The 16,440-nt window shown below is 70.7% G+C and carries 13 protein-coding genes and 2 pseudogenes; 10 read left to right on the plus strand and 5 right to left on the minus strand.

Annotation, left to right across the window (positions count from 1 at the left end):
* Window positions 1-5 precede the first annotated feature (5 nt).
* The 4 genes from AB0O76_RS17070 to AB0O76_RS17085 all read left to right on the plus strand — a co-directional run bounded on the left by AB0O76_RS17070 (window position 6) and on the right by AB0O76_RS17085 (window position 5,162).
* The gene (locus AB0O76_RS17070; protein ID WP_365491121.1) at window positions 6-1,271 is read left to right on the plus strand and encodes an MFS transporter; all 1,266 of its coding nucleotides are present in this window, start codon (window positions 6-8) and stop codon (window positions 1,269-1,271) included.
* 141 nt (window positions 1,272-1,412) lie between these two features.
* Window positions 1,413-2,477, plus strand: coding sequence for an iron ABC transporter substrate-binding protein (locus tag AB0O76_RS17075; protein WP_365491124.1), 1,065 nt, complete (start codon window positions 1,413-1,415; stop codon window positions 2,475-2,477).
* Between the two features lie 29 nt (window positions 2,478-2,506).
* Entirely contained in the window at window positions 2,507-4,042 is a 1,536-nt protein-coding gene (locus AB0O76_RS17080) for an iron ABC transporter permease (protein ID WP_365491127.1), read from the plus strand.
* A 1-nt stretch (window position 4,043) separates the two neighbouring features.
* The gene (locus tag AB0O76_RS17085; protein WP_365491130.1) at window positions 4,044-5,162 is read left to right on the plus strand and encodes an ABC transporter ATP-binding protein; all 1,119 of its coding nucleotides are present in this window, start codon (window positions 4,044-4,046) and stop codon (window positions 5,160-5,162) included.
* Window positions 5,163-5,325: 163 nt separating this feature from the next.
* On the opposite strand, the gene AB0O76_RS17090 is transcribed toward AB0O76_RS17085, so the two are convergent.
* From AB0O76_RS17090 to AB0O76_RS17105, 4 genes and pseudogenes are all read right to left on the minus strand, one after another.
* A complete protein-coding gene (locus AB0O76_RS17090; protein WP_365491133.1) occupies window positions 5,326-5,805 on the minus strand; it encodes a CBS domain-containing protein in 480 nt (159 codons plus the stop codon).
* Window positions 5,806-6,079: 274 nt separating this feature from the next.
* Window positions 6,080-8,032 carry an NAD-binding protein gene (locus tag AB0O76_RS17095; RefSeq protein ID WP_365491136.1) on the minus strand — a complete coding sequence of 651 codons (1,953 nt, stop codon included), beginning with the start codon at window positions 8,030-8,032 and terminating at the stop codon, window positions 6,080-6,082.
* A gap of 81 nt (window positions 8,033-8,113) precedes the next feature.
* Window positions 8,114-9,412 carry an ArsB/NhaD family transporter gene (locus AB0O76_RS17100; protein WP_365491139.1) on the minus strand — a complete coding sequence of 433 codons (1,299 nt, stop codon included), beginning with the start codon at window positions 9,410-9,412 and terminating at the stop codon, window positions 8,114-8,116.
* A 94-nt stretch (window positions 9,413-9,506) separates the two neighbouring features.
* Window positions 9,507-9,683, minus strand: a pseudogene (locus AB0O76_RS17105) (sodium:proton antiporter); the annotation flags it as partial.
* A gap of 47 nt (window positions 9,684-9,730) precedes the next feature.
* Here AB0O76_RS17105 and AB0O76_RS17110 point away from each other — a divergent pair.
* Window positions 9,731-9,907, plus strand: a complete 177-nt coding sequence (locus AB0O76_RS17110) for a hypothetical protein (protein ID WP_365491575.1) — start codon at window positions 9,731-9,733, stop codon at window positions 9,905-9,907.
* Between the two features lie 454 nt (window positions 9,908-10,361).
* Window positions 10,362-11,072: a methyltransferase domain-containing protein gene (locus AB0O76_RS17115; protein WP_365491142.1), complete on the plus strand. Its 711-nt coding sequence runs from the start codon at window positions 10,362-10,364 to the stop codon at window positions 11,070-11,072.
* 423 nt (window positions 11,073-11,495) lie between these two features.
* On the opposite strand, the gene AB0O76_RS17120 is transcribed toward AB0O76_RS17115, so the two are convergent.
* The gene (locus AB0O76_RS17120; protein ID WP_365491145.1) at window positions 11,496-11,990 is read right to left on the minus strand and encodes a hypothetical protein; all 495 of its coding nucleotides are present in this window, start codon (window positions 11,988-11,990) and stop codon (window positions 11,496-11,498) included.
* 227 nt (window positions 11,991-12,217) lie between these two features.
* Between AB0O76_RS17120 and AB0O76_RS17125 the strand changes: the two genes are divergently transcribed.
* The 4 genes and pseudogenes from AB0O76_RS17125 (at window position 12,218) to asnB (ending at window position 16,436) form a co-directional block, all read left to right on the plus strand.
* Window positions 12,218-12,691 (plus strand): transposase, encoded by a 474-nt coding sequence (locus tag AB0O76_RS17125; RefSeq protein ID WP_365491148.1) that lies wholly within the window; start codon window positions 12,218-12,220, stop codon window positions 12,689-12,691.
* A gap of 39 nt (window positions 12,692-12,730) precedes the next feature.
* Window positions 12,731-13,024 (plus strand): AraC family transcriptional regulator, encoded by a 294-nt coding sequence (locus tag AB0O76_RS17130; RefSeq protein ID WP_365491151.1) that lies wholly within the window; start codon window positions 12,731-12,733, stop codon window positions 13,022-13,024.
* A gap of 164 nt (window positions 13,025-13,188) precedes the next feature.
* Window positions 13,189-14,589: an MFS transporter gene (locus AB0O76_RS17135; protein ID WP_365491154.1), complete on the plus strand. Its 1,401-nt coding sequence runs from the start codon at window positions 13,189-13,191 to the stop codon at window positions 14,587-14,589.
* A 16-nt stretch (window positions 14,590-14,605) separates the two neighbouring features.
* Window positions 14,606-16,436, plus strand: a pseudogene (gene asnB / locus AB0O76_RS17140) (asparagine synthase (glutamine-hydrolyzing)).
* Window positions 16,437-16,440: the final 4 nt, after the last annotated feature.

The following is a 16,440-nucleotide window of genomic DNA, read 5'->3' on the forward strand; positions in this document are numbered from 1 at the left end:
CCATCGTGTCCCGCACCGACGCAGACGCAGACGCAGACGCGGCCGCGACCGGAACCGGAACACCGGACCACTCGCGGCCGCGCGCCGTTCTGCCCGCGCTGTGCGCCACGCAGATCACCAGCTGGGGCATCGTCTACTACGCCTTCCCCGTCCTGAACTCCCACATCACCGCCGACACGGGATGGTCGACGGCGGCCACAACCGCAGCCTTCTCAGGGGCCCTTCTCGTATCCGCCGCCGCCGGAATACCCGTGGGGCGCGCCCTCGACCGCCGCGGCCCGCACCTGGTGATGACCGCGGGCTCGGTCATCGCCGTGACGGCTGTACTGGCCATCGCGGCCGCCCCGAACCTGGCGACCTTCGTCGCTGCCTGGCTGCTCGCCGGGGTAGCCATGGCAGCCACCTTCTACCACCCGGCGTTCGCCGCCCTCACCCGCTGGTGGGGCCCGCACCGCGTGCGCGCCCTCACCGTGGTGACCCTCGCGGGCGGACTTGCCTCCACCGTCTTCGCCCCGCTGACCGCCGCACTGGCGGACCACCTGAGCTGGCGCGTGACCTACGCCGTCCTCGCCGCGATCCTCGCCCTCATCACGATCCCCGCCCACGCCCTCGCGCTGCGCGCACCCTGGCCACCGGCGCCCCCGCAACCGGACCACCTGACGGCCGAAGGGCACCGCAGCATCGCGCGGGGCCGTCCCTTCCTCCTGCTCGCCGCCGCCTTCACCCTGTCGGGATTCGCCGTGTACGGGGTCGTCATCGGCCTCGTACCACTCCTGACGGAACGCGGCGCGGATACGACAACGGCGGCCTGGGCCCTGGGACTTGGCGGAGCCGGACAGACCCTGGGCCGCACCCTCTACGCCACCCTCGCCCGTCGCACCGGCGTCGCCACCCGCACCACCGCGCTGCTCGCGGCAGGCGGGGCCACCACACTGGCGCTCGGCCTCGTCCCGGGCCCCATCCCGCTCCTGATCCTCCTGGCCGTCCTGGCCGGCGTCGTCCGAGGCAACCTCACCCTCCTCCAGGCAACCGCCATCACCGACCGCTGGGGCACCACCCACTACGGCCGCCTGTCCGGACTCCTTGCCGCCCCGGCGACCGTCGCCGCAGCACTGGCACCCTGGGCCGGAGCGAGCCTGGCCCAGGAACTGGGCGGCTACGCCGAGTTGTTCACCGTGCTCTCCTCGGCCTCGCTCGCCGCAGCGCTCCTGGCGGTCGGCTCCGCCGGCCTCCAGCGCAACCTGAACGCGTGGCGGTGCTGCCGATCTTGACGGGCCTGGAGCGACGCTCACCCTGATGCCGCGCTTGCCTCGCCATCCCCGCCGCCTAAGGTTAGCCTGACCTAATAATGACTGTTTGCCCGATGTGATCAGGTGCCCCATGCGCAGCCCGGCCGGCAGCGGAGGAGTGGGATGGTGCGTACCCCCTGGATGAGGCTCGTGTCGGCGTCCGCCCTCGGCGGTGTGCTGGCCCTGGGAGCCGCGGCCTGCGGCTCGGATCAGGGCGGGCCGAGCGAGTCGGGGCCCGATGCAGGGTCCGACAAGAAGATCACCGTGTACAGCGGCCGCAGCGAGTCCCTCGTCAAGCCCGTACTCGACGACTTCCGGGAAGCCACCGGCATCACCGTCGATGTGCGCTACGGCGACACCGCCGCGATGGCCGCCCAGCTCCAGGAGGAGGGCGACCGGAGTCCGGCCGACGTCTTTCTCGCCCAGGACGCCGGGGCTCTGGGAGCCGTGGCCAAGCGGGATCTGTTCGCCGAGCTGCCCGACGCGGTGCTGGACAAGGTGCAGGACGCCTACCGGGACGACGACGGGGAGTGGGTCGGGGTGACCGGCCGCGTGCGCACGATGGTCTACACCGTGGACCAGGTCCCCGGCTCGGACCTGCCGAAGTCCGTGTTCGAACTGACCGAGCCCCAGTGGAAGGGCAAGGTCGGCATCGCGCCGACCAACGGCTCGTTCCAGGCGTTCATCACGGCGATGCGCGTGCAGCACGGCGAGGACAGGACCAAGGAGTTCCTCACGGGGCTGAAGGCGAACGACGCTCAGATCCGGGAAGGGAACGCGCCCATCGTCGCCGACGTGAACAAGGGCAGGATCGCCGCCGGTCTTGTCAACCACTACTACGTGTACGAGCTGGCGAAGGAGGAGGGCACCACCGTCGACGCCCTCAAGGCGAAGAACCACTTCTTCCCGGACAGAGACATCGGCAGCCTGGTGAACGTCTCCGGCGTCGGCGTGCTGAAGAAGGCCGACGACGATCCCGACGTGCGTGCGTTCGTCGACCATCTCCTGGGCAAGCAGGCGCAGACCTACTTCGCCGAAGAGACGTACGAGTACCCGCTGGTGGCCGGTGTCGACTCCGCCCCCGGCCTGCCCGAGCTCGCGTCGCTGAACGCGCCGGACATCGACCTCAACGACCTGGACGATCTGGAGGCCACGGTCAAAATGATCAAGGATTCGGGGCTCGTCTGAGCACGCCGCCTGCCCTTGCCCTCCGTCGGGTGCGGCGATTCCTTCCGCGCCCGACGCTGGCGGCTGCCGCGACGCTTGCGGTCGGCATCGCACTCATTCCGCTGGCCTACCTGGGCGTACGGGTCAGCGAGGCAGGCTGGGCCCGGATCACCGATGAGCTGTTCACGGCGCGCACCGGGGCGCTGGTCGTCCGGAGCGTGGCGCTGGCGGCGGTAGTCACGGCGGCGTGCACCGTACTCGGCGTGGTTCTGGCGTTCCTGGTCACCCGTACCGACGTACCGATGCGGCGGCTGCTCGGGCTGCTCGCCGCGCTGCCGCTCGCTGTCCCCAGCTACGTCGCCGCTTTCGCCTGGGTCTCCACCGTCGAGGGCTTCGAGGGCTTCTGGGCGGCCGCACTCGTCCTCACGCTGGTCTCGTACCCGTATGTCTACCTGCCGGTCGCCGCCGCGCTGGCCGGCGGGGACCCGGCGCAGGAGGAAGTGTCGCGGTCACTGGGGCGGGGGCCATGGCGCACGGTCGGCGGTGTGACGCTGCGTCAGGTGCGGCCGGCTGTGGGGGCAGGCGCGCTGCTCGTCGCGCTCTACGTGCTCTCCGACTTCGGTGCCGTGTCCATCGTGCGCGTCGACGTCCTCACGCGAGCGGTCTTCACCTCGGTCAACCTCGGCTTCGACCGTACCGGTGCGCTGGTGCTCGCCACGGTGCTCGTCGTCCTCACCGCTCTCGTCCTCCTGGCCGAACAGCTCACCCGACGGCGCGGTGCCCGCTACGCCCGCGTCGGCGGCGGGGCGCCCCGACCGCCGACCCGTCTGAACCTGGGCGTGCTGCGGTGGCCGACCGCGCTCGCGTCCACCGGGGTGATCGCGACGGCTCTCGGAGTGCCGGCGGCCGGCCTCCTCCGCTGGTCCATCGAGGGGGTCTCACGGCCCGGTTCGATCGCCGAGCTGGCCACCGCGGCACGAAACTCACTGGGAGTCGCCCTGCTCGGCACAGGTCTGACCGTGCTGCTCGCCCTGCCGGTGGGGCTGCTCTCCACCCGTGTGCCCGGTCTGCTCGCCGTCGCCCTTGACCGCCTGACCTACCTCTCGCACGCCCTGCCCGGCCTGGTCATCGGCCTCTCGCTGGTGTTCTTCGGGATCAACGTCGCCTACCCGCTCTACCAGTCCGTGTGGCTGCTCGCGCTCGCCTACGCGGCGCTCTTCCTGCCCCTGGCCGTGGCCGCTGTCGGCTCCGCCGTGGCCCAGGCACCACCCGGCCTGGAAGAGGTCGCCCGCTCACTCGGACGCCGACGGGTGTACGTACTGCGCACGGTGACCGTGCCCCTGGCCGCGCCCGGCATCGGCGCCGGGGCCGCACTGGTCTTCCTCACCTGTATGAAGGAGCTCCCCGCCACCTTGCTGCTGCGCCCGACCGGTCTTGACACGCTCGCCACCGAACTGTGGACACGGACGTCGGTCGCCGCGTACGCCGCCGCCGCACCCTACGCGGCCCTGCTGGTACTCATCGCCGCCGTGCCCACCTGGTGGCTGTCGGCACGCACCGGAGTCCTCACCCGGGGAGGCGGCTGACATGGCGGAACTACGCATCGCCGACGTCCGCAAAGCCTATGGCCGCGTCCAGGCGCTCGACGGTGTGAACCTCACCGTCCGCTCCGGCACGCTGGTGGCCGTGCTCGGCCCCTCCGGCTCGGGCAAGACGACCCTGCTGCGCTGCATCGCCGGCTTCGAGGCGCCGGACGAAGGCGACATCCGCGTCGACGGCCGGCGGGTCGCCATCCGCGGTGCCGCGGTGCCGCCCGAGCGACGACGGATCGCGGTGGTCCCCCAGGAAGGCGCGCTCTTCCCGCACCTGTCCGTCCTGGGCAATGTCGCCTACGGCCTTGACCGGGCCACCCGCCGGGGCGGCCGCGCGGACGCGGTACTTGACCTGGTAGGCCTGGCCGGCTTCCAGGACCGGATGCCGCACCATCTCTCCGGCGGGCAGCAGCAGCGCGTAGCCGTCGCCCGCGCACTCGCGCCGCGCCCGCCGGTCGTGCTGCTCGACGAGCCGTTCAACGCGCTCGACGCCGCGCTGAGGGCCGAGGTGCGCCGGGACGTATGGCACGCCCTGCGCGCCGACAACGCCACGGCCGTCCTCGTCACCCACGATCAAGCGGAGGCCCTGTCGACGGCCGACGAGGTCGCGGTCATGCGAGACGGCCGGATCGTCCAGAGCGGACCGCCCGAACGCCTCTACCACGCACCGACCAGCCCGTGGGTGGCCGGGTTCGTCGGCGACGCGGTCTGGCTGCCCGCCGTCCTTGACGGCAACCGGGCCCGCACCCCGCTCGGCGCCGTACCGGTCACGCCCGCCGAAGGCTCCCTGCCGACCGGACCGATGCGCGTGCTGCTACGGCCCGAGCAGATCGCGCTCGCCCCGCCCGGGGCCCCCGACACGGTCACCGCGACCGTCGTACGACGCGACTTCTACGGCCACGACGCAGTACTCGCCCTGCGCCTGCGGGACGGCACGCCGGTGGCCGCCCGGATCTTCGACCCGGCCTCGGTCCCGCCCGCAGTCGGCGACGAGGTCGCTCTGCGCGTCCACGGCACCGGCCGCGTCTTCGCGCACAGCGGACGCCGGGGCCCCACCCGGCCATCCGCTCCGGACGAACCCCACTGCGGCCCAACTCACGGCACATCTCCCTGAGTTATGCCGCGGAGTCCGGCGAACGGGTTCTGCCGGACGGCTGATCGAGCGACGAGGAGACGGGGCGCGGTGCGACGCTATGCCTCCACCGACCAGCCCGAGCGCGCTCAGTTCGACACGACCTTCCACTCCGGCCCCGTCGGCCTCTCCTTGGCCTTCAGGATCAGGATGTGGGATCCAACTTCCCTGACACTCCGAGGAGTTCGTGGAGCAGATGCGATGCTGTGATGACGCCGAGCAGATGCCTGCCGTCTTTGGCCTTGTCCACGACGGCGACCAGGGGGCTGCGGACCTGTGCCATCAGCGCGGCCACTTCCAGGGCCGTGTCGTCGGGGGCGGCGATCGGGGGCGCCACGGACCTGCTGGAGAGACAGTCTCCGACGGTGCGGCCGGCGAGGGCCTGGCACAGCCGGTCGGCGTGTTTCTCGTCGACGACGGCAGCGAGCGTCGGGTCCTCGATCACGTAGGCGGGGACGAGCACCTTGACCATCTGGGAGGCGGGGAGGATAGCCCTCGGCTCGCCCTGTCCGTCGAGCACGAGGAGGGCGGGAAGCCGGTGCTCGGCCATCAGCCGGGCCGCGTCCGTGGCGTCACTGTCCAGGCTCACCGACTCGTACCCCACTGCCAGGTCGCGAGCGCGCATCATCGGCTCCTCGTCTGCTCACTTGCCTGATACGTCCTCGTGCCCAGCGTCGTACGCATTCAGGACGTGGGCGAGGCCCTTGACGGGAAACATACGCCTCGGCCCGCCGCGGACCGTGGAGATGTGCCCCCGGCGGTCCCGAGCAGCCGGGTGGGGCCGGGGCGACGGGCCAGTGCGGTCGGCACCCATCCGGACCAGCAGACCTACGCGGGTATGGCAGAGGCGTGCCCACCTGCGTCGATCTGAACGGGACGGGGGTGGTGGAGGGATGTGCCTATGTCTCTGGTGTGTGCGCCCGGGGCCGGCGCCGGGGCCGTCGTCCGAGGAGTTCGGCCAGGCCCTGGCGGGTGGCGGCGAGGACGACACGGTCCTGGGGGCGCAGTACGTAGCCGGGGTGGAGGTCCCAGACCAGGCCCGCGGGGTGTTCGGTGCCGTCGTCGGCGGGGGCGGCCGCCAGGTCGGGCAGGCGCTCGTCGGGGGCGGCGGAGTCGAGGGCGATGACGCGCCAGGCTCCGGCGCGGAAGGACTCGGCGATGGTGCGGCCCTCGAGCTGGGGGTGGCCCGCGACGTCGAGTGCGGCGAAGAGCAGGACCCGGCGTTCGACGGGGATCGCGCCGAGGATCTGGCGGCCCATCATCGCCCCGGCGAAGGCGGGCGCAGCGAGGGTGGAGACGCTGCGGCTGCGGGTCAGGGCCTGGGGGTGGGCGGTGCGCAGGGTGCGGTAGACGGCGGTGGCGAAGGCGTCGTCGTACAGGCGCAGGGCCACGCGCAGGTCGGGCTTGACGGAGCGGGCGTACAGGGCGGCTTCGAGGTTGGTGGTGTCGCTGCTGGTCAGGGCGAGCAGGGCGTGCGCGCGGTGGATCTTGGCGGCTTCCAGTACGCCTTCGTCGGTGACGTCGCCGATGACGGTGGGTACGCGCAGGCGGCGGGCGAGCGGGATGCCGCGGGCTTCGGGGTCCTCTTCCACGCACACCACGGGGATGCCGAGTTCGCGGAGTCGGGTGAGTACGCGGGTGCCGACCTTGCCGAGGCCGAGCAGGACGACATGGTCGGAGAGGCCGCGCGGCGGGCGGCGCAGGGCGGCCGTGCTGCGGAAGGTGCCGAGGGCCTCCAGGACGGCGGCGAGCAGCACGGGCAGGAGCAGTAACCCGGCCAGACCGGACAGGAGTTGGAGGATCTGGCGTGAGGTGGGCTGGCCGAGGGCGGGGTCGTCGATGGCGAAGAGGTCGAGCAGGGTGAGGTAGCCGGCGTGCAGGGGATGCGTGTGGGGGACCGTCAGCCAGTTCGCCACCGCCAGGCCGAGGACGCAGGCCGCGAGCCCGGCGAGGGACCAGCGCAGGCGAAGAGAGAACAGCGAGCCGAACGGGATGCCGCGTCCCGCGAGACGGCCGGGCGGCAGTGCGGGTCCGGCGTGGGTGACGGTTTCCAGGACGATGGTGCCCCGGCCGGTGGTGGCGGCCACTGTGCGGTCGTCGGGCAGCAGCAGGGGTCCCTCGCCTTGACCGCTGGCGTCCGAACCTTCCGCGCCTGCGGGGTCGTTGGTGGTGGCCGACAGCAGGGCCAGGGTGCACAGGCCGGGGTCGGCGACCTGGCCGCGGCCCGGTGGGGTGCGTTCCGCGGCGCGGAGCAGCAGTCCGTCGGCCTGGACGACCTTGCTGGTCCCGGCGACGGCGGTGGCTGCCAGTGCCGGGGCGGCGGTGTCGGCGTCGGACAGGACGGTGGTGGAGGTGTCGAGCGCTGTCCGGTCGAGTCCGGGAGCGGTCACCGCCGCGGCCTGGTCGAGGAGTTCCTCCAGGTGCTGGCCCAGCTTGCGGTTGTACAGCCGGATCACCAGGCGCAGGCGGGGGTTGAGGCGGCGGGAGGCCAGGGCGGCGTGGATGTTCGTCTCGTCGTCGTCGTACACGAGCGCGAGCGCGGCGGCTTCGCGCACCCCGGCCTCGACGAGGGTCGGCTCGTCGGGCTCCGGGGCTTCCAGGATCCGCGGCGCCTGGGCGTCCCCGTCGGGGGAGGCGCGGGCCGACCGGCTCATGACGGCCTGCATCCGGCCCAGGAGGGCGGCGGCCGCCCGGCCCGCCGAGCCGCCGCGTGCCGCGTCCCCCGCCTGGGCGGAGGGGACAACGACCGTGACGGTCTCGCGGTAGACCGCCTGCAGCTCGGCGGCCAGCCGTTCGGCCAGGGCGTCGTCGCCGCACACGATCATGTGGCCGGCCGGCGGGGGCTGTTGCATCTGGTGAGGAAGGGAGGACACATCACGTGGAGCACGGTGGGGTGCTCGCTGGTTCCCGTGGCTCGTCACATTCCCTCCCTTCTAGGCCAGGGCGAAGTAGCGCAGCCACACGTACCCGGCGGAGATCGTCACGGTGACGGCGGTGACGACGAGGCCGTACTTGGTGAACTGCCAGAAGCTGATGGGCTGTCGGTTGCGTTCGGCGATGCCCAGGACGACGACGTTGGCGCTTGCGCCGATCGCGGTGGCGTTGCCGCCCAGGTCGGCGCCGATGGCAAGGGCCCACCACATGACGTGGGTGCCGGAGCCGCCCATGGACTCGACCAGGTCGCTGGTGATGGGTGCCATGGTCGCGACATAGGGGATGTTGTCGACGATGCCCGAGAGAACGGCGGATGCGCCCAACAGGAGCATGGAGCCGCCCAGTTCGCTGTCACCGATGGCGTCCGCGAGCGCCGTGGAGATCTCGCCGATGACGCCCGTCTCGATCAGTCCGCCGATCATGATGAAGAGCCCGGCGAAGAAGGCGAGGGTGGGCCATTCGACCTCGCCGAGTACCTCGCCGGTCTCAACGGTGGAGATGCCGATGAGCAGTCCGGCGCCGAGCAGGGCGACGACGCTGGGTTCGTAGTGCAGCACCGGGTGCAGCACGAAGCCGATGACAACCAGGCCGAGCACGATCAGGCCCTGGACGAGGAGGCGCGGGTTCTTGATGGCCTCACGCTCCTCCAGCGCCATGACTTCCTCCGCGCGGGTCTCGTCGTACTGGAACGACTTGCGGAAGAGGAAGCGGCACAGCGCGATGAGTACGACCACCAGCATCGCGGAGAGCGGGGCGAGGTGGACCAGGAAGTCGTTGAAGGTGAGCCCGGCGCGGCTGGCGATGATGATGTTGGGCGGGTCGCCGACCAGGGTCGCGGTGCCGCCGATGTTCGACGCGAAGACCTCGGCGATGAGGAACGGGGCTACGGGCAGTGCCAGGCGCTCGCAGACCAGGAAGGTGACGGGGGCGATCAGCAGGACGGTGGTGACGTTGTCGAGCAGGGCCGAGGCCACCGCGGTGATGACGATGAGCATCACCATCACGCGGAAGGGCTTGGCCCGGGCCCGTTTGACCGCCCAGATGGCCAGGTACTCGAACATGCCGGTCCGCTTCAGGACGCCGACGATCATCATCATGCCCATGAGCAGGAAGATGACGTTCCAGTCGATGCCGGAGTGCTCGGAGTAGAAGGCCGATCTGTCGTCGGTCGCGCCGATCGCCAGCATGAGGGCCGCGCCGCCGAGCGCGGCGGCGACGCGGTGGATCTTCTCGGTGATGATCAGCGCGTAGGCGCCGACGAAGACGGCGATGGCGGCCCAGCTGTGCCAGTCGTTCACGATCCTCCGATGACGAGTTCCTGCAGCGCTTCACCTGGTCACACCCAACAGCCTGGGTACGTTGGCGGTCACGCCGGCATACGGGCGGACGGGCTCACGTTCCTACACGGCCGGGCTCCTCCGTGCTCGTGCCATCGCCGGTCCGGGCGGCGGGCACTTCGGTGTCGGTGAGCTCGTCGACGTGGAAGAGCTCGGCGATGGGTACGTCGGTGCTGCTGTGGGCCACGATCGAGAAGGCGATGCACACCGCGATGAGTGTGAACGCCTCCTCGCTACCTGGCGCGGATCGAGCTTCACCCCGACCATCAGGGACGCGGTATCGGCAGCCAGCTCATCCGCAGCCTCCTGCACCAGGCCCGTCGGCATGGCCAGGACCTCACCTTGGACGTCCTCGCGGTCAATCAGCGCCCAGGCTCTCTACCGGCGACTGGGCCTGCACGAGGTCACTCGTCACAGCGAGAACGACATCAAGATGAGATCGAGACAAGGAGTTAATGAATTGCAGGCGTAATGCCGTGCCCCTCGGATCATCGGATCGTTGTTCTTATGCGTAGCTGAGTGACCCCCAACGGACGTGAATCGAGCCCCTGTTACCGGACCGGACGGCGAAGCGGGGAGGCCAGTGCCGTAAGCGTCGGCGGGTGCACCGAAGCGAACCTCTGGAAGTACCGCGGCTTGCCCTGGCTGGACCTGCCCGAGCGGTACGACTCCTGGGAAGGCAGGTACATCCAGTTGCGGAACTGGCCATCGACGGCAGGTGAGAACGAGTCCGAGTGCCCGGATCTCCAAGAGCGACACGCTTCCCCGCTGTATACGCCCCTTTCCAGTCTCTGACCTCGAAGAGCGTGTGATGAACTCCTGGATCACGTCCACCCACCACGGTCAGCCGCTTGCCGACTGGTATGCCCGCCGCAGCAGCACACTCCGCGGCGCTGTACGCCACCAGCTTGTGGACCGAGCGCTGATGGAACACCTTCCCGTTGCACCGCCGCAGCGTGTGCTCGATGTCGGAGGCGGCACCGGCGTGCAGGCCCGGATGCTGGCCCATCGTGGCCACCACGTCACCGTTCTTGACCCCGACGAGAACATGCTGGCCAAAGCCCGCACCGCCTGGCTGCCACACGCCGACAACTCCCCGGGCAGTGTCAGCTTCTGCCACGGCACCGGCGAGCAGGCCCCGCAGCTGGTAGGCGCCGACTGGGACGCGGTGCTGTGCCACGGCGTCCTGATGTACCTGCAGGACCCGGCCCCCCTGCTGCACGTGCTCACGCAATGCCTGCGGCCTAAAGGTCTCATCTCCCTCCTCGCCTATCAGGCCGATGTCCTGGCCATGCAACGAGGACTCGCACGGGACTGGGACGGCGCACTCAAAGCACTGCACAGCCCGGTGGAATACAGCAGCATCGGCACGATCAGCTTCGGCGTGGACCGCACCGAGATCCTACGGATCCTCGCCGAAGACCACATCGACCTCGTGCAGTGGTACGGAGTGCGGGTATTCACCGAACACCTCGAGGACGAACCCGTCGGCAACGACTTCGACAGAGTGCTCGAAGCAGAGTGGGAAGCCGGCCGCATCGACCCCTACCGGCGCGTCGCCCGCCACTTCCACCTCATCGCCCGCCCCAAAACGGCCCACCACACCCATCACCCTTCGTGATGGGGTGAGGGGAAACCGGCCAGAGCATCAGGGTCCGATTCCACGGCCCCGCTCGCAGCCAGACTCTTGCTCTTGCACACGCCCCAGATCTCAGCCCCACCTGGGGAGGGACGCAACGCCAGAACGACCGGCTGCGGCCGACGGTCCATGGGGTGCGTCCGACGCTGCGCCCCGCTCCGTTCGCGACGCCAGTGCCACCGCCGCCACCAGGTCCGGCAGCCGCCAGTCCGCTACGCGGAAGTCCCCATGTGCAGGGGGCCGTAGCCAGGCCGGGATGCTCGATGCCGGCATTCATCCGGCCATGATCGGTTAGTCCGGTAGGTTCTCCGACCGACAGCACGGCCCAGGACCTTCACCTCTGTGCACCCCCCCGGACCCCACAACTCCGCCACCGACGCGGCGTTGACCCGCTACGAAGATCCCTTACGGGACGGCCCTCGACGTGGGGCTCGGGATGTCCAAGCAGCGCACCAGGTCTCTGTACGCCTCGGTTTCCTCGGTCAGGGCCGCCGTTTTGGCTGTGTCCCGCGCCGCGTCCGCCTGCAGGTAGGCGTCCCGGGCAGTGATCACGGATCGCAGTGCCGCGGGGTCCAGGGACTTTCGCCACTGGTCGGCGATCGGCTTGTTGTCACTGACGCGCTGGGCCAGGTCGTAACCCATGGAGTACGAGCCGAGGTCGGCGCGCAGGAAATCGTTCGCGAACTTCTCCTTCGCTGCCTTCAGATCTGCTACTGCCCGGGCGGTTGGCCTGTCGGTGAGTGCGGCCCGTTCGGCTCGCGCCGTCTGCTGGTGTGCTTCCACCCAGGTTCGGGCCGCTGCGTCACAGCCGCTCCCGACGGTGGCCTGCGCGGTGGTAGCAGGGATCGCCAGGGTGGTGAAGACGGATGCGAGGAGCACGATGTGGCTGCGGACTTTCATAAGGTCCACTCTCCACGGCGTCAGCCAGCTGAATGCGGCCCGACACACCGCTTTTCGTATCGGGGGGTGTGGACGTCCCTCAGAGGACACACACGCAGATCGGCTCCTTGGAGCTCGTACGCCGGCCCCCTCAAGGACGTACCTGGGACCGGCGCGGTGTGAGAAGCCGTTGTCATCCATCTTGAGTGCGGTGTGATCGAAAGGCCGGTGGGGCGGGTGAATCTGTCGTGGCCGTGCATGAAGACAGGCCTCTGGTGCAGTTCGGAGTGCTCTCCGAGCAGATCCGGGTGGTGGACGCTCGTCTGGCCCGGCTCGTCGAATGCCATGCCCCGCGGCTGCTGGAGGTGGTGGGGATCGGCCCGGACACGGCGGTCGCTTTGCTGATCGCGGTGGGGGACAACCCGGAACGGCTGGGCAGCGAGGCGTCCTTCGCCGCGCTGTGCGGGGTCAGTCCCGTTGAGCGTTCCTCGGGGCGTCGGCAGTTCCGTCGCCTCAACCGTGGCGGCGACCGGCAGGCCAATGCCGCGCTCCATCGCATCGTGTTCACCCGCCTGCAGGTCGACTCGCGCACTCGGGACTACTACGAGCGCCGGATCAAGGAGGGCAAGACCCGGCGCGAAATCGTCCGGTGCCTCAAACGCTATGCGGCCAGGGAGGTCTTCCACCTCATCGGACAGCCACAGTCAGGGCCCCGCGCATAGGGGCTGATAGGCAGTGACGGCTGAGGCCCCCTGCCGGGCGTGCAACGCCTGGTCCTCGACCACCCCGAAGGCGATCTGACCCTGCGGACGCTGTCCCGGCACGCGGGGCTGTCCGAGCGGCACCTTTCCCGGCTGTTCCACGCGCAGGCCAGCATGTCGGTCAGAGAGTACGTGGAGCAGGCCCGCGTGGCGTTCGCGTCCCGGCGGCTGACCGAGACGGCCGACAGTCCGGAAAGCATCGCCCGGGAGGTCGGTGGTCGGCTTCGGTACGGAGGCCACGTTGCGCCGTGCGTTCCTGCGGGCGCTGCGGGTGCTGCGGATCTCGCCTATTGAGTACCGCGAGCGGTTCACCTGAGCCGGGTTTCCAACTGGCCGGGAACTGTCGCCGCTTCTGCTCCGACTACTGGACCGGGTGACGGAGGTTCGCCCCGTGTACCGAGTTGTGCCCCGGCCGGCGACGAGGCGGTACGGAAGCAGGAGACGCAAGGGGCAGAACGGTGACGCACCAGGGTTCGGGAACGGAACAGCCCGGCCATATGGCCCTCGGTGAGGACCGCTGGCCGCTGGTGGCCGTGGCAGGCGCACTGGCGTTCATGGCGATGCTCGACATGAACATCGTCAACGTGGCCCTGGTGGACATCGCGGACGGACTGCACGTGTCCGCCGCAACCGCCCAGTGGGCCGCGCTGGGATACCAACTGCCCGTCGTGGCCCTGCTGTTGCCGGCCGGGCGATGGCTGGACGGCGTCGGCATGCGCTCGGCCCTGCTGGTCTGCACCGCCGGCTTCGGCCTGTGCAGCGCGCTGGCGGCCGCCGCGCCCTGGATGGCCTGGCTGATCGCCGCCCGGTTTGCGCAGGGCGCCTTCGGGGCGGCGCTGTTCGTGCTGATGCCCGTGCTCGCCATGCGCTCGGTACGGCCGGAGCTGCGGGGGCGGGCGATGAGCGTGCCCGCGACCCTGGGGCTGCTGGGCGCGGTGACCGGACCGGCCGTGGGCGGCCTGCTACTGGACCACTTCGGCTGGCACGCCGTCTTCCTCGTCAAACTCCCCTTCTGCCTGCTCGCCCTCGCCGTGGCATGGCGTGTGATGCCACGGGACGCACGTCTGAGGCGTCCCGAGCGTCGCTCGGCGGTGGAGGCCCTGCTGGTGGCCTCCGGCGTGGCTGCCCTGCTGCTGCCGCTGACCCTCGCTGCGGACGAACCGGCCCGGCTCGGGCTCGCCCTCGCCGCGATCCCGCCTCTGTGGTGGTGGCTGAGCGGCTCGGGCGGCCGTCCGGTGACCGGCGTACTGCGTGTCTCAGGGCTGTTCCGGGCGCACGGGGCCGTGCCGGCGCTGGCCGCGGGTTTTGCCGCGATGCACTATGTCGTCGCGCTGCACCTCCAGCGCGACGACGGCGTCAGCGCCACGACGACCGGTCTCGTGGTCCTCGCCTTCCCGCTCGGCATGGGGGTGGCGGGACCGTTCGGCGGACGTCTGGCCGACCGGTACGGGGCCCGGCCCGTCGCAGCGGCAGGTGCTGCGCTCACCGCCGCCGGGTTGCTGCTGCTCGTCCCGCTGGGCGACGGCTGGTCACCATGGGACGTCGCATGGCGACTGGCGCTGGCCGGCGTCGGCATGGGCCTGAACGGCGGCCCCACCCAGGCCCTGGTCATGAGCGCGGCCCCGCCCGACCGTACGGCCACCCTCGGCTCCACGGTCCAGTTCGCCCGCAGCCTCGACTTCACCCTCGGCCCGGCCCTGGCCACCGCCGTCTCGGGCCTCACCGGCCCCGGCAACGGCGTACACGCCGGGCTCGCCCTGGCCGCCGCTGCCGCTTGCCTCGCGGTACCCCTCGTAGCGCTGCCCGGTCGGCCACCTGCCCCCTTGCCCGGGCAGACCACCGACGCCGCCTGTGCCTGACCCAGGAGCCCCCCCCATGTACGGAATCACCGGCTGGGCGTCCTTGCAGCACGACGCCCGCACCCAGGCCCCGGTCATCGAGGCCATGACCGCCACCCTCACCTCACGCGGCCCGGACGCCGTGGGCGTCTGGCTCGGCGAGCGCGCTGCGATCGGCCACCGCCGGCTGGCCGTGATCGACCTTGTCGGCGGCGTGCAGCCGATGACCGACCGGCCGGACGAGCCGGACATCGTGCTCACCTACAGCGGCGAGATTCACAACCACCACGCCCTGCGCACCGAACTCCGCGCCCGAGGCCACCAGTTCGGTACGCGCAGCGACACCGAGGTCGTGCTGCGCGCCTACGCCGAGTGGGGGGAGAACGCCGCCGACCATCTGGAGGGCATGTTCGCCTTCGTCGTCTGGGACGAACGCCGACAGCGCCTGCTCCTCGTCCGTGACCGCCTCGGCGTGAAGCCCCTCTTCTGGACCGCCGTCGACGGCGGTCTCGCCTTCTCCTCCGAGCCCAGGCCCCTGTTCGCCCACCCGGAGATCCGGCCCCGCGTGGACGCCGACGGGCTGCGGGAGGCGTACAGCCTGCTGTTCAACACCGGGCCGACGGTCTGGTCCGGCATACGTGAGGTCGAGCCTGGCGGGATCCTCGTCCTGGACCGGGACGGGATCCGTGAACGTCGCTACTGGCAGCTGGAATCCGGCGTCCACGTCCACGACCGGGAGGCGACCGTCGAACGTGTCCGTCAGCTGGTCGGCGCGGCGGCACACAGCCAGCTGGAGGCCGATGTCCCGCTGTGCAGCCTGCTCTCCGGCGGCCTCGACTCCACCGTCCTGACCGCCCTGCTCGCCGACGAACTCCGCCGGCGCGAGGGCCCGGACGCCCGCGCCCGCTCCTACGCCGTCGACTACAGCGACCAGGCGTCGGCATTCAAGGGAGACGTCCTGCGCACCGGGCACGACACGCCCTACGCCACCGAGGCCGGCGCCTTCATCGGCACCGACCACAGCACCGTCGTACTCGACCCGCGCGCCCTCCTCGACCTTGAGCACCGTAGGGCCGTCGTCGTGGCCCGCGACTCGCCGATCGGCGTCGGCGACATGGACACGTCCCTCTATCTGCTCTTCGGGGAGATACACCGGCACTCGACCGTCGCCCTGTCCGGCGAGGCCGCGGACGAGGTGTTCGGCGGCTACCCCTGGTTCCACAACCCCAAAGCCCTGGCCGCCCGGACCTTCCCCTGGCTGCTGGTTACCGGCGACGAGGCCGCCATGCCGCTCAACCCGGCGCTCGACCTGCGCATACGCGAGTTCCGCGCCGACACCTACGCGAGCGCCATGGCCGCCGTACCCCACCTGGATGGACGGCGAAACGCCCGCGGAGCACCGCCGGCGCGAGATGCGGCACCTGTCCCTGACCCGCTGGCTGCGACAGCTCCTGCACCGCAAGGACCGACTGAGCATGGCCCAAGGACTGGAGGTCCGCGTCCCCTACTGCGACCACCGCCTGGTCGAGTACGCCTTCACCACCCCCTGGGCGCTGAAGAGCTTCGACGGCCGCGAGAAGAGCCTGCTGCGCGCCATCGGCAAGGGCCTCGCCCCCGACTCGGTGCTCCACCGGCCCAAGTACCACTACCCGGCCACCCACCACCCCGATGACAACCGCGGCCTGCGGGACATGGCCCGCGACGCGCTGGCCACCGAACAGGTCCGCGCCGTGGCCGACGAGACCCTCATCAAACCGTGCCTGGACACTCCGTACGACCAACTGGAGTGGGGCCACCGTCTGCGCCTGGAACGCGTCGTCGACCTCGCCCTGTGGTTCGACCATTACCAGCCCGAACTCGCCCTCTGAGGAG

Source organism: Streptomyces sp. NPDC086554 (genome assembly GCF_040686095.1).
Lineage (GTDB): Bacteria > Actinomycetota > Actinomycetes > Streptomycetales > Streptomycetaceae > Streptomyces.

Bases quoted from the DNA above. Each gene is read 5' to 3' on its own strand.
- AB0O76_RS17085 (WP_365491130.1), top strand. From the start codon at position 4,044: ATGGCGGAACTACGCATCGCCGACGTCCGCAAAGCCTATGGCCGCGTC.
- AB0O76_RS17095 (WP_365491136.1), bottom strand. From the start codon at position 8,032: ATGCAACAGCCCCCGCCGGCCGGCCACATGATCGTGTGCGGCGACGAC.
- AB0O76_RS17120 (WP_365491145.1), bottom strand. From the start codon at position 11,990: ATGAAAGTCCGCAGCCACATCGTGCTCCTCGCATCCGTCTTCACCACC.
- AB0O76_RS17075 (WP_365491124.1), top strand. From the start codon at position 1,413: ATGGTGCGTACCCCCTGGATGAGGCTCGTGTCGGCGTCCGCCCTCGGC.
- AB0O76_RS17090 (WP_365491133.1), bottom strand. From the start codon at position 5,805: ATGCGCGCTCGCGACCTGGCAGTGGGGTACGAGTCGGTGAGCCTGGAC.